The following is a 12,987-nucleotide window of genomic DNA, read 5'->3' as shown; positions in this document are numbered from 1 at the left end:
TTCCATGTTGTTGCCGTCTACAGCGTCGGCATCCCGCACCAATGAAATCGACCTTCCTACCGGACGTGACATGACGCGACTCCCCAATCGCCGCCTGCTGGCCCTCGCCCTCGCCGCCGTCACCGGCGCTCCCGCCCTGGCCCAGGCAGCCGAGCCCTTCACTGTCAGCGACATCCGCGTCGATGGCCTGCAGCGCATCAGCTCGGGCACGGTATTCACCTACCTGCCGGTGGAACGTGGCGAGACGGTCACCGACAACAAGGTCGGCGAGACGATCCGCGCCCTGTACAAGACCGGCTTCTTCGAAGACGTGCAGCTGGACCGCCAGGGCACGATCCTGGTGGTGACCGTCAAGGAACGTCCGGCGATCAACAAGCTGACCGTGACCGGCAACAAGGACATCAAGTCCGACCAGCTGCTCAAGGGCCTGTCCGACATCGGCCTGACCGAGGGCGGCACCTTCGATCGCCTGAGCCTGGACCGCGTGACCCAGGAACTGCGCCGCCAGTACAACGACCGTGGCAAATACAACGTCGACATCACCCCGACGGTGAGCCCGCTGGACCGCAACCGCGTGGACATCGCCATCGCCATCAAGGAAGGCAAGGCGGCCAAGATCCGCCACGTCAACCTGGTCGGCACCGAAAAGTTCGAGAGCAAGGACATCCTGGAGACCTGGGAGTCCAAGGAGCACAACTGGGCGTCGTGGTACCGCCGTGACGACCAGTACTCCAAGGAAAAGCTGTCCGGTGACCTGGAAAAGCTCAACTCCTGGTATCTGGACCGCGGATACGTCGATTTCAGCATCGATTCCACCCAGGTCTCGATCAGCCCCGACAAGCGCGACATGTTCCTGACCGCGGGCGTGACCGAGGGTGCGCAGTACAAGATCTCCGAGATCAAGGTCAGCGGCGACACCATCCTCCCGCAGGAGGACGTCGAGCGCATGGTGATCCAGAAGTCCGGCGACACGTTCTCGCGTGCCCTGCTGGAATTCAGCTCGGACACCATCACCAATTCGCTGTCCAACATCGGCTACGCGTTCGCCAAGGTGAACCCGATCCCGACCACCAACCGCGCCGAGCAGACCGTCGCCATCAACATGCAGGTCGTGCCCGGCCCGCGCGTGTCGGTGCGCCGCATCCTGTTCCGTGGCAATACCCGCACCTCCGATGAGGTGATGCGCCGCGAAATGCGCCAGTTCGAGAACAGCTGGTACTCGCAGGCCGCGATCGACCGCTCCAAGATCCGCCTGCAGCGCCTGGGCTACTTCGAATCGGTGGAAGTGGAGACCCCGGCCGTCAGCGGCAGCAACGACCAGGTCGACGTCGTCTACAACGTCAAGGAAACCACCTCGGGCAGCTTCGTGTTCGGCCTGGGCTACTCGCAGTCCTACGGCATGACCACCTCGGTGCAGCTGTCGCAGAACAACTTCCTTGGCGGCGGCAACCGCGTGTCGGTCGAAGCCTCGCGCAGCAGCTACCTGCAGCGCTACGGCTTCAGCTACACCAACCCGTACTTCACCGATGACGGCGTGTCGCTGGGCTATAACCTGTCCTGGCGCGAACTGGACTACTCCGACTTCAATACCGCGCAGTACAACAGCACCAATGGTTCGGCGCAGGTGGTGTTCGGCGTGCCGCTGACCGAGACCGATACCGTCTCGCTGATGTTCGGCATCGACAGCAACCAGATCACCACCTACCAGGGCTCGACCCCGCAGTCGATCATCGACTACATCAACGCGGTCGGTAAGCGCACCTTCCACGCCTGGCGCACCGAGCTGGGCTGGGCGCGCGACTCGCGCAACGACTACTTCATGCCGACCCGCGGCACCTACCAGCGCGTCGGCCTGGAAACCACGCTGCCGGGTTCGACCATCGAGTACTACAAGCTGAACTACCAGATCAGCAAGTACTGGCCGATCATGCCGTCGCTGGTGATCAACACCCGCGCGGAAATCGGCTACGGCGATGCCTACGGCAACGACTACACCCGTACGCTGACCAATCCGGATGGCACCACCCGCACCGTCACCGCCAGCGGCCTGCCGTTCTTCGAGAACTTCTACGCCGGTGGCACCAACTCGGTGCGCGGCTTCGAGGACAACACCCTCGGCCCGCGCGAAGTCACCACCGGTTATCCGGAAGGCCAGCCGCTGGGTGGTTCGCTGAAGACCGTCGGTTCGGTCGAAGCCTACTTCCCGCGCCTGTTCGACAGCCCGTCGGCACGCGTGTCGGCCTTCGTCGACTTCGGCAACGTCTACAACGGCACCCAGAACTTCAAGGCCAACGAGCTGCGCGTGTCCACCGGCGTGGCCCTGCTGTGGCGCGCCCCGGTCGGCCCGATCTCGATCAGCTACGCCTTCCCGCTGAAGAAGGAAGACGATGACAAGATCGAGCGTCTGCAATTCACGTTCGGTGGCCAGTTCTGAGGAACGTTGTTCCTCAGAACTGATCCACCTCCGGTGAATTGCCCGCGCATTTCACCTATCCCCCGCGCCGCTGGCGCGCCCCCCTTAACAAAGGGGGGCTCTCCACCAGACGGGGTGCGAAGCGCCGGGCATTGCCCGGCGTTTTCGTTTTGCAGATGACACTGCACGGCACGGGCTTTTGGCCGCGCTCGCGGGAAATTGTCCAGAGGCGGCGGGTGGCCCTGGACAGGACCGTTGGCGCCATGGATGGCGCCATCGAGCACCATGGAGGGGGTTTTGCGTGTCCTGGCCAGGGCCACCCGCCGCCTCCCGCCCGTACCAGGCAGGCGCCAAGCCCTGCCCCCCGCATGACCGAAATGGCGTCACACGTTAAACTCCCGCCGTGAATACTCCCACCTACACCGCCCAGCAACTCGCCGAGCAGTTCGGCCTGCAGGTCCATGGCGACCCCGCCACCGCCATCCATGGCGTGGCCACCCTCGCCCATGCCGGCCCTGGCCAGCTGACCTTCCTTGCCAACCCGCGCTACCGCGCCCAGCTGGCCGACAGCCAGGCCTCGCTGGTGATCCTGCGTGCCGACGACGCCGAGGCCGCCCCGGGCACTGCGCTCGTCGCCAAGGACCCGTACACCGCGTTCGCCAAGATCGCCGCGCTGTTCGACATCGCGCCGACCCGCCCGCCGGGCATCCACCCCAGCGCCGTCATCGACCCCAGCGCCCAGGTGGCCGCCAGCGCCCATATCGGCCCGTTCGTTTCGGTCGGTGCGCGCAGCGTGGTCGGCGAGAACTGCATCATCGGCACCGGCAGCGTGATCGGCGAGGACTGCAGCCTGGATGCCGGCTGTGAACTGATCGCCCGCGTGACCCTGGTCACCCGGGTCACGCTGGGCAAGCGCGTGCGCGTGCATCCCGGTGCCGTGCTCGGCGCCGACGGTTTCGGCCTGGCGATGGACGCTGGCAAGTGGATCAAGGTGCCGCAGCTCGGCGGCGTCCGCATCGGCGACGATTGCGAGATCGGCGCCAATACCTGCGTCGACCGCGGCGCGCTGGAAGACACCGTGCTGGACGAGGATGTGCGCCTGGACAACCTGGTGCAGATCGCCCACAACGTGCAGATCGGCGCGCATTCGGCCATCGCCGGCTGCACCGGCATCGCCGGCAGCGCCAAGATCGGCCGCTACTGCCTGCTTGGCGGCCACGTTGGCGTGGTCGGCCACCTCGAAATCTGTGACAAGGTCGTGATCACCGGCAAGTCGGTGGTCCGCAACTCCATCCATGAGCCAGGCGAGTACTCGTCCGGCACCCCGTTGACCGACAACCGCACGTGGCGCAAGAACGCCGCGCGCTTCAAGCAGCTGGACGCATTGGCTCGCCGCGTCCTGGCTGCTGGCAAGGAGAAAGAATGAACGATTCGCTGCAGCTTCCGATCGATGTCTGCCAGATCCAGGAACTGCTTCCGCACCGCTACCCGTTCCTGCTGGTGGACCGGGTGCTTGAACTCGACGTCGAGGCCAAGCGCATCCTGGCGCAGAAGAACGTCAGCATCAACGAGCCGTTCTTCCAGGGCCACTTCCCGGGCCGCCCGATCATGCCCGGCGTGCTGATCATCGAAGCGCTGGCGCAGGCCGGCGGCGTCATGACCCAGCTCACGCTCGGCCGCGATGCGCAGTCCAAGCTGTTCTACATGGTCAAGGTGGAAAACGCCCGCTTCAACAAGCAGGTCGTGCCCGGCGACGTGCTGATGCTGGACGTGCAGATGAAGCGCCTGATCCGCAACATGGGCTGGTACTACGGCGAAGCCAAGGTCAACGGCGAAGTCGTCGCCTCGGCCGAGGTCATGTGCGCCGGCGCCAAGGGCTGATCCACTGGAGGCAGCAATGACTGACAACGCACCGCGGATCCACCCCACCGCCGTCATCGATCCGGCCGCGCGCCTGGCCGACGATGTGCAGGTGGGCGCCTTCACCCTGATCGGCCCCGATGTTGAAATCGGCGCCGGCACGGTGGTGGGCCCCCATTGCAGCATCCACGGCCCGACCCGGATCGGCCGCGACAACCGCTTCGTCGGCCACGCCGCGATCGGTGGCGAGCCGCAGGACAAGAAGTTCGCCGGTGAGCGCACCGAACTGGTGATCGGCGACCGCAACGTGTTCCGCGAGTTCGTCACGCTCAACCGTGGCACCGGCGGCGGCGGCGGCATCACCACCATCGGCAACGACAACTGGATGCTGGCCTACACGCACGTGGCGCACGACTGCCATGTCGGCAATTTCTGCGTGTTCTCCAACAACACCACCCTGGCCGGCCACGTGACCGTGGGCGACTACGTGATCATCAGCGGCTTCGCCGGTGCCCACCAGTTCTGCCGCATCGGTGCGCATGCCTTCCTCGGCATGGGCGCGCTGACCAATGGCGATGTACCGCCGTTCACCATGGTCGGTACCGATTCGCTGGGCCGCCCGCGCGGCATCAACAGCGAAGGCCTGAAGCGCCGCGGCTTCGACGCCGACCGCATCTCGGCCATCAAGCGTGCCTACCGCACGCTGTACGTGGCCGGCCTGCCGTTGGCCGAAGCCAAGCAGCAGCTGACCGAACAGGCGCGTGACAGCAATGACGTGAAGGCCATGCTGGACTTCATCGAGCACGCCGAGAGGCCCTTGCTGCGATGAGCAGCACGACCGGCCAGGCGGCGGCCGGCGCCGCGGTGATTCCGTTGGCCTCGATGGCCGGCAGCGTTCCCGCACAGCGGGTGCTCAGCGAGCGCCCGTTGCGGATCGCGCTGGTTGCCGGCGAAGCGTCCGGCGACCTGCTCGGTGCGGGCCTGGTGCGTGAACTGAAGGCGCGCTTCCCGAATGCCGAGTTCGCCGGCATTGGCGGCGATGCCATGCGCAGCGCCGGCTGCCAGACCTGGCACGATGCCAGCGAGCTGGCGGTGATGGGCCTGACCGAAGTGCTGCGCCACCTGCCGCGGCTGCTCAAGCTGCGCTCGGCGTTCCGCCAGCGCGCCCTGGAATGGCAGCCGGACGTGTTCATCGGCATCGACGCACCCGACTTCAACCTGGGCATCGAGCGCTGGCTGAAGCAACGCGGCGTGCGCACCGTGCATTACGTCAGTCCCTCGGTCTGGGCCTGGCGCGAGAAGCGCGCCGAGAAGATCGGCAGCAGCGCGGACCTGGTGCTGTGCCTGTTCCCGATGGAACCGCCGATCTATGCCAGGCACGGCATCGACGCACGCTTCGTCGGCCACCCGATGGCCGATGACATTCCGCTGCAGGGCAACCGCGAGGAAGCCCGTGCCGCGCTCGGGCTGCCGACCTCGGCCAAGGTGCTGGCGGTGTTGCCGGGCAGCCGCCTGGGCGAGATCTCGCGCCTGGGCGAACCCTTCTTCGAAGCCGCCTGGCAGGTCTCTGAACGCATTCCGGGCCTGCATGTGGTGGTGCCTGCCGCCAACCCGGCCTGCCGGCAGCTGATCGAAGAACAGTTGTCGCGCTCGGCATTGCCGGTGGCCTACTCGCACGTGCTGGATGGCCAGGCGCGCAACGCGATGATCGCCGCCGACGTGGTGGTGCTGGCCTCCGGCACCGCGACCCTGGAAGCCATGCTGGTGAAGCGGCCGATGGTCGTCGGTTACCGCGTCAACGAACTGACCTATCGCCTGGTCAAGGCGCTGGGCCTGATCAAGGTCGACCGCTTCGCCCTGCCCAACATCCTGGCCGGCCAGGACCTGGCGCCGGAGCTGATGCAGCACGACTGCACGCCGGACAGGCTGGCCGCGGCCATCCAGCAATGGTTCGACCACCCGCAGCGGGTGATCGACCTGCAGGACACGTACGTGCGACTGCACGAGCGCCTGCGCCGCAATGCTTCGGCGCGTGCCGCCGATGCCGTCGGCGAACTGCTGATGCGCGACCAGGCGCAGGCATGAGCCGCCGTCACGCCGCAGCGGCCAGCCTGGCCCTGTTCGACGGCGCGACGGTGGTCGAGCCGGAACGCCTGGTCGCTGGCGTCGACGAGGCCGGACGTGGCCCGCTGGCCGGGCCGGTGGCAGTGGCGGCGGTGGTATTCGATCCGTCACGGCCACGCATCAACGGCCTGGACGATTCCAAGCAGTTGACGGCGGCCCGCCGCGAGCAGCTGCATGACCGCATCATCGAGCGTGCCCTGGCCTGGCACGTGGTGCTGGTGGACGTGGACACCATCGACCGCCTGAACATCTACCAGGCCACCCTGCAGGGCATGCGTGACGTCGTTGCAGCGGTTGCCCATGTGGCCGGCTTCGCCCGCATCGATGGCAACGTGGTGCCCAAGGGCCTGGGGCTGCCGGCGCAGGCGCTGGTCGGCGGCGATGGCATCGACCGCGCGATCATGGCCGCCTCGATCCTGGCCAAGGTTTCGCGCGACCGTTACATGCAGGACGTGCATACCCGCCACCCGCAGTACGGCTTCGAACAGCACAAGGGCTATGGCACCCCGGCCCACCTGGCCGCCCTGCGCGAGCACGGCCCCTGCATGGAGCACCGGCGCAGCTTCGCCCCGGTGCGTGAGTGCCTGGGCCTGACGCAGGCGGCGGCCATCGCCTGAGCCTGCTGGAGTTGTAGAGCCGAGCCCATGCTCGGCTGCTGTGGACAGCCGAGCATGGGCTCGGCTCTACAGAAGGCGGCCTCCCGCACGCCTGAATCCGGCGCCACGCCGTGCCCCTGTCAAGCCTTGTGGCAACCCCCTGCCCTCGCTACCCTGACCGGGCATTCCAGCGCTTCCCGACCCCGGCGACGATCGTCCGTCAGCACCCGGGGCCCGCGCGCTCCAACCTGGTCCGGCATGTCCAACTCCCGCTTCGTACATCTCCACGTCCACACCGAGTTCTCGCTGGCGGACTCCACCATCCGTGTGCCGGCCAAACCGGACCAGGCGGACCCGAAGAAGGCCAAGCAGGCCAACCTGCTGTCGCGCTCGGTCGAACTCGGCCTGCCCGCGCTGGCGGTGACCGACCTCAACAACCTGTTCGCCCTGGTCAAGTTCTACAAGGCCGCCGAAGGCGTGGGCATCAAGCCGATCGCCGGTGCCGACGTGCTGATCGCCGAGGAAGGCCAGGACCCGTGGCGGATGACCCTGCTGTGCCGCGACCGCGAGGGTTACCTGAGCCTGTCGCGGCTGCTGACCCGCGCCTGGATGGAAGGCCATCGCCCCGAGGGCGGCGTGGCCGTGCACCCGGACTGGCTGAAGGCCGGCAACGCCAACCTGTTCGCATTGGCCGGGCGGCAGAGCCTGGCCGGGCGCCTGGCGCTGGACGGCAAGCATGAACTGGCCGAGCAGCAGCTGGCCGACTGGCAGCGCGTGTTCGGCGATGGCCTGCACCTGGAGCTGACCCGCACCGGCCGCGAGGGCGAGGAAACCTTCAACCAGTTCGCGCTGATGGCCGCCGGCCAGCGTGGCCTGCCGGTGGTGGCCAGCAACGACGTGCGCTTCCTGTCGCCGTCGGACTTCAGCGCGCACGAAGCGCGCGTGTGCATTTCCACCGGCCGCGTGCTGGACGACCCCAAGCGCCCGCGCGAATACAGCGACCAGCAGTACCTGAAGTCGGCCGAGGAGATGTGCGCGCTGTTCGCCGACATCCCCGATGCGATCGACAACACGCTGGCGCTGGCCGAGCGCTGCAACATCGAGATGCGGCTGGGCACCTACTTCCTGCCCAACTACCCGGTGCCGGACGACGAGACGCTGGACACCTGGATCCAGAAGATGTCGCGCGATGGCCTGGAAGAGCGCCTGGAGAAGAATCCGCTGGCGCCGGGCAAGACCCGCGAAGAGTATTTCGAGCGCCTGGAATTCGAGCTCAACACCATCATCAAGATGGGCTTCCCGGGCTACTTCCTGATCGTGGCCGACTTCATCCAGTGGGGCAAGAACCAGGGTATTCCGATCGGCCCCGGCCGTGGTTCGGGTGCCGGTTCGCTGGTGGCGTGGGCGCTGAAGATCACCGATCTGGACCCGCTGCCGTACAACCTGCTGTTCGAGCGCTTCCTGAACCCGGAACGCGTGTCGATGCCCGACTTCGACATCGACTTCTGCATGGACCGCCGCGACGAGGTGATCGACTACGTCGCCCGCAAGTACGGGCGCGAGCGCGTCAGCCAGATCATCACCTACGGCACCATGGCCGCCAAGGCGGTGGTGCGCGACTCCGGCCGCGTGCTCGGCTTCCCGTACGGCCTGGTCGACGGCGTCTCCAAGCTGATCCCGAACATTCTGGGCATCCACCTGAAAGATGCGCTGGGCAAGGGCAAGGAAGGCCCGAGCTCTGAGATGGCGTCGGCCGAACTGATCCAGCGCTACGAGACCGAGGACGATGTCCGCGACCTGATCGACCTGGCGCTGCAGCTGGAAGACCTGACCCGCAACGCCGGCAAGCACGCCGGTGGCGTGGTGATCGGGCCCGAGCCGCTGAGCGAGTTCTGCCCGCTGTACGCCGAACACGACGAGAACGGCCTCGGCAAGAACCCGGTCACCCAGTTCGACAAGAACGACGTGGAAGAAGTGGGCCTGGTGAAGTTCGACTTCCTGGGCCTGCGCACGCTGACCATCATCGACTGGGCGGTGAAGGCGATCAACAAGCGCCATGAGCGCGCCGGCATCCCGCCGGTGGACATCGCCGCGATCCCGCTGGACGACACGCCCACCTACAGGGACATCTTCGCCAACGGCAATACCGGCGCGGTGTTCCAGTTCGAATCCTCGGGCATGCGCCGCCTGCTGAAGGATGCGCGCCCCGACCGTTTCGAAGACCTGATCGCGCTGGTGTCGCTGTACCGCCCCGGCCCGATGGACCTGATTCCCTCCTTCAATGCGCGTAAGCACGGCCAGGAAGAGATCATCTATCCCGATCCGCGCACCGAAGCCATCCTGAAGGACACCTACGGCATCATGGTGTACCAGGAGCAGGTCATGCAGATGGCGCAGATCGTCGGCGGCTACTCGCTGGGCGGCGCCGACCTGCTGCGCCGCGCGATGGGCAAGAAGGTGCCGGCCGAAATGGCCAAGCACCGCGAGATCTTCCGCGAAGGTGCAGCCAAGGGCGGCGTCGATGGCCCCAAGGCCGACGAAATCTTCGACCTGATGGAGAAGTTCGCCGGCTACGGCTTCAACAAGTCGCACGCCGCTGCCTACGCGCTGGTCAGTTACCAGACCGCCTGGCTGAAACGCCATTACCCGGCTGAGTTCATGGCGGCCACGCTGTCGTCCGATCTGGACAACACCGACAAAGTGGTCGGCTTCCTCGACGAGGTGCGCAACCTCGGCCTGACCGTGCTGCCGCCCAAGGTGAACCAGTCGGCCTTCATGTTCGAAGCGGTGACGCCGGACACCATCCAGTACGGCCTCGGGGCGATCAAGGGCGTCGGCCAGGGTGCCTGCGAGGCGGTGGTCGAGGAGCGGCTGAAGGGCGGCCCGTTCAAGGACCTGCTCGACTTCTGCACGCGCGTTGGTTCGGCCAAGCTCAACAGGCGCACGCTGGAAGCGATGATCAACTGTGGTGCGTTGGACGAGCTCGGCCGCAACCGTGCCTCGCTGATGCTGCAGCTGCCGGAGGTGATCAAGGCTACCGACCAGATGGCCCGCGAGCGGGCTTCGGGACAGAACTCGCTGTTCGGTGGCCCGGACCCGAGCGCGACCACGATCCAGCTGGACCTGCCCGAAGCCGAGGAGTGGCCGCTGCTGCAGCGCCTGAACGGCGAGCGCGACACGCTGGGCTTCTATCTCAGTGGCCACCCGTTCGATCCCTGGCGCGACGATGTGCGCGATCTGGTCGGCAACGACCTGGGTTCGGTGGAGAAGATCTGGAGCGCCAACAGCGGTGGTGGCGGCGGCGGCGAAAAGCGCTGGCGCCCGGAAGTGCAGACGGTGCTGGCCGGCCAGGTGGTCGGCGTGCGCCGCAAGGGCGAGAGCCAGATCTTCATCCAGCTTGAGGACGGACGTGGCCGCGTCGAGTGCAGCGCGTTCTCCGACGCGATGGCCGAGTTCGGCCACCTGATGACCAAGGACCGCATCCTGGTGGTCAAGGGCGGCCTGCGCGAGGACGAGTTCAACGGCGGCTTCGCGCTGCGCATCCGCCAGTGCTGGGACTTCGATGAGGTCTGCGCCAACTACGCCACGCGGCTGTCGCTGCGCCTGGACCTGCGCCAGCAGCGCCCGGTCTGGGAGCGCATCGATGCGCTGCTCGACCGCCATCGCCCGGGACGGACGCCACTGCGCTTGGACCTGCTGCTGAAGGGGCCGCACGGCGGCGTCGCCGGCATGCTCGATGTGTCCGGGCAGAGCGCGGTACGCATCGATTCCAAGCTGATGGAGGCGCTGCGCGCCGACCCGGCCGTGCGCACGCTGAAGGTGCGCTACAGCCCGCCATGGGCCAGCTGAGGCTGGCTCCCTCGCTGTCCTGTCTCCCCTGTTTCCCCGTTCCAAGTATCAAGGACGATTGCCGATGAAGACCCTGCTGTTCCCGTTCGCTGCCGCACTGGCCCTGGCCGCCTGCTCCCCGTCGAAGATCGAGTTCCAGATCGACAACCCGACCGACACGCCGCTGGCGTTGAGCATCGACGGCCAGGACCTGCCGGTGGCCGCACAGGGCTCGCGCCCGGTTTCGCTCGCTGTCGGCGAGCATCGCCTGCATACCGACAAGCTCGGTGATGTGCGCTTCATCGTCTACGTCGACGGTCGTGGCGGGCTGATCAATCCGACCCTCAGCGAGTACGTGATCGCCCGCGAGATCTACGTCACCGACGAGAGCAAGGTGAAGAACTTCGGCGTCGGCAACAGCGGTATCCAGCTCGGCGGCGTCGACTTCGAAGGCCCGTTCGAGAAGCGCCACGACCTGTTCATCGACAAGACCTGGACCTACGGCGTGCGCGAACCCTTCCCCAAGGAAAAGGTGGTGGCCCACGTTGATTCCAGCGGCGGCCAGATCGTGGCCAAGGTGTTCACCGCTCCCGACTTCATCGCTTACGTGGAAGAAGGCATGGGCGAGCCCGGCGCGTTCAAGCGCGAACAACCAGGTGGCTACGTGGCCCCGGCCTACAGCCTGGAACCGGCCCCGGCCAGCCTGCCGGCGCTGGTGCCGGCCTTCGAGGCCCACGCCGCGCCCCTGCGCGAGGTCTACGCGCGCTGGCTGAAGGCCACCACCGCCGATGAACAGAAGGCCCTGCGCAAGCAGGATTTCGCCGCGCAGATGGCCTTCACCTCGGCCACTGCCACCCTGGGCAGCGGCCTTGGCCGGGAAGCCAACGAGGCCTACAACGACTTCGTCTCCCAGCGCAGCCAGTTGATGGGCCGCAGCGCCCTGGTGGTGCCCTGAGCTGACTGGCGCCCCCTGCCCGGCTGCGCTACCGTCGCCTTCCAGACGAAGGCGTACGGGTGGTTTGCACGCATTCGGCTAGAATTCCCCCCTTCTTTACACGACGGCTTCCGATGAATCCGAACTACCTCGACTTCGAGCAACCCATCGCCGACCTGGAAGCCAAGATCCAGGAGCTGCGCAACGCCAGTGCCGGGCCGGCGGTCAATGTCGAGGCGGAAGTGCACGCGCTGCAGGACAAGCTGCGCATGCGCACCGCGCAGATCTTCCGCAACCTGACCTCGTGGCAGGTGCTGCAGCTGGCCCGCCACCCGTCGCGCCCGTACACCGCCGACTACCTCCGCGTCATGTTCGATGAGTTCCAGGAGCTGGCCGGTGACCGCGCCTTCGCCGACGACAAGGCGATCATGGGCGGCCTGGCCCGCATCAATGGCCGCGCGGTAATGGTGATCGGCCACCAGAAGGGCCGCGACACCAAGGAAAAGATCAAGCGCAACTTCGGCATGCCCAAGCCGGAGGGTTACCGCAAGGCACTGCGCCTGATGAAGATGGCCGAGCGCTTCGGCCTGCCGGTGCTGACCCTGATCGACACCGCCGGCGCCTGGCCGGGCATCGACGCCGAGTCGCGCGGCCAGTCCGAAGCGATCGCGCGCAACCTGATCGAGATGGCCGAGCTGAAGGTGCCGATCATCTGCACCGTGATCGGTGAAGGCGGCTCCGGCGGTGCGTTGGCACTGGGTGTGGGCGACCGCACCGTGATGCTGGAATACGCGGTGTACTCGACCATCACCCCGGAAGGCTGCGCCTCGATCCTGTGGAAGGACGCGGGCAAGGCCAAGGAAGCGGCCGAACAGCTGGGCCTGACCGCGCCGCGCCTGAAGAGCCTGGGCCTGGTCGACAAGGTCGTGCGCGAGCCGACCGGTGGCGCCCACCGCAACCCGACGCAGATGGCCAAGCGCCTGAAGGCCGTGCTGCTGAACGAACTGGACGCGCTGGACAAGCTGTCCACCGAACAGCTGCTGGAACAGCGCTACACGCGCCTGCGCAGTTACGGCACGTACGAAGCAGCCTAAGCCCGGTAGTGCCGGCTGCTGGCCGGCAACACGAGGTGATTGCAGAAATGAAAGAGCCGGGCATTTGCCCGGCTCCGTCGTTTGCGCCCTGACAGCATCCACGCATGGCGTGGATCTACCGGACGCAGGTGACCCCGC

Annotated in this window: 9 protein-coding genes; all 9 read left to right on the top strand. The window is 66.7% G+C overall.

Annotation, left to right across the window (positions count from 1 at the left end; all coding sequences use genetic code 11):
- The first annotated feature begins 70 nt into the window (after positions 1-70).
- The 9 genes from bamA to AC5P8R_RS07705 all read left to right on the top strand — a co-directional run bounded on the left by bamA (position 71) and on the right by AC5P8R_RS07705 (position 12,849).
- The gene (gene bamA / locus AC5P8R_RS07745) at positions 71-2,434 is read left to right on the top strand and encodes an outer membrane protein assembly factor BamA (protein ID WP_014646494.1); all 2,364 of its coding nucleotides are present in this window, start codon (positions 71-73) and stop codon (positions 2,432-2,434) included.
- A gap of 382 nt (positions 2,435-2,816) precedes the next feature.
- The gene (gene lpxD, locus AC5P8R_RS07740; RefSeq protein ID WP_262088412.1) at positions 2,817-3,839 is read left to right on the top strand and encodes a UDP-3-O-(3-hydroxymyristoyl)glucosamine N-acyltransferase; all 1,023 of its coding nucleotides are present in this window, start codon (positions 2,817-2,819) and stop codon (positions 3,837-3,839) included.
- Positions 3,836-4,294 (top strand): 3-hydroxyacyl-ACP dehydratase FabZ, encoded by a 459-nt coding sequence (gene fabZ / locus AC5P8R_RS07735; RefSeq protein WP_005415845.1) that lies wholly within the window; start codon positions 3,836-3,838, stop codon positions 4,292-4,294. The genes lpxD and fabZ overlap by 4 nt, the downstream gene beginning before the upstream one ends.
- Positions 4,295-4,310: 16 nt before the next feature.
- The gene (gene lpxA / locus AC5P8R_RS07730; RefSeq protein WP_014646492.1) at positions 4,311-5,102 is read left to right on the top strand and encodes an acyl-ACP--UDP-N-acetylglucosamine O-acyltransferase; all 792 of its coding nucleotides are present in this window, start codon (positions 4,311-4,313) and stop codon (positions 5,100-5,102) included.
- A gap of 53 nt (positions 5,103-5,155) precedes the next feature.
- Positions 5,156-6,358 (top strand): lipid-A-disaccharide synthase, encoded by a 1,203-nt coding sequence (gene lpxB, locus AC5P8R_RS07725; protein ID WP_134967132.1) that lies wholly within the window; start codon positions 5,156-5,158, stop codon positions 6,356-6,358.
- Entirely contained in the window at positions 6,355-7,014 is a 660-nt protein-coding gene (rnhB, locus tag AC5P8R_RS07720) for a ribonuclease HII (protein ID WP_053495324.1), read from the top strand. Before lpxB ends, rnhB begins: the two co-directional genes overlap by 4 nt.
- 237 nt (positions 7,015-7,251) lie before the next feature.
- On the top strand, positions 7,252-10,842 hold the full coding sequence (gene dnaE, locus AC5P8R_RS07715; protein WP_014646489.1) for a DNA polymerase III subunit alpha: 3,591 nt from the start codon (positions 7,252-7,254) through the stop codon (positions 10,840-10,842).
- A gap of 64 nt (positions 10,843-10,906) precedes the next feature.
- Positions 10,907-11,776, top strand: coding sequence for a hypothetical protein (locus AC5P8R_RS07710; protein WP_014646488.1), 870 nt, complete (start codon positions 10,907-10,909; stop codon positions 11,774-11,776).
- Between the two features lie 113 nt (positions 11,777-11,889).
- Positions 11,890-12,849: an acetyl-CoA carboxylase carboxyltransferase subunit alpha gene (locus AC5P8R_RS07705; protein ID WP_014646487.1), complete on the top strand. Its 960-nt coding sequence runs from the start codon at positions 11,890-11,892 to the stop codon at positions 12,847-12,849.
- Positions 12,850-12,987 lie beyond the last annotated feature (138 nt).

This window comes from Stenotrophomonas sp. YJH_SMC_73, assembly GCF_059370155.1.
The sequence above is the reverse complement of the archived record's forward strand: the minus strand, read 5'-3'. Positions and strand labels throughout refer to the sequence as shown.

What these genes read in the sequence shown, in the direction of transcription:
- lpxB (WP_134967132.1), top strand. Translation starts at nt 5,156, where the DNA reads ATGGCCGGCAGCGTTCCCGCACAGCGGGTGCTCAGCGAGCGCCCGTTG.
- dnaE (WP_014646489.1), top strand. Translation starts at nt 7,252, where the DNA reads ATGTCCAACTCCCGCTTCGTACATCTCCACGTCCACACCGAGTTCTCG.
- lpxA (WP_014646492.1), top strand. Translation starts at nt 4,311, where the DNA reads ATGACTGACAACGCACCGCGGATCCACCCCACCGCCGTCATCGATCCG.
- fabZ (WP_005415845.1), top strand. Translation starts at nt 3,836, where the DNA reads ATGAACGATTCGCTGCAGCTTCCGATCGATGTCTGCCAGATCCAGGAA.
- bamA (WP_014646494.1), top strand. Translation starts at nt 71, where the DNA reads ATGACGCGACTCCCCAATCGCCGCCTGCTGGCCCTCGCCCTCGCCGCC.
- AC5P8R_RS07705 (WP_014646487.1), top strand. Translation starts at nt 11,890, where the DNA reads ATGAATCCGAACTACCTCGACTTCGAGCAACCCATCGCCGACCTGGAA.
- AC5P8R_RS07710 (WP_014646488.1), top strand. Translation starts at nt 10,907, where the DNA reads ATGAAGACCCTGCTGTTCCCGTTCGCTGCCGCACTGGCCCTGGCCGCC.
- rnhB (WP_053495324.1), top strand. Translation starts at nt 6,355, where the DNA reads ATGAGCCGCCGTCACGCCGCAGCGGCCAGCCTGGCCCTGTTCGACGGC.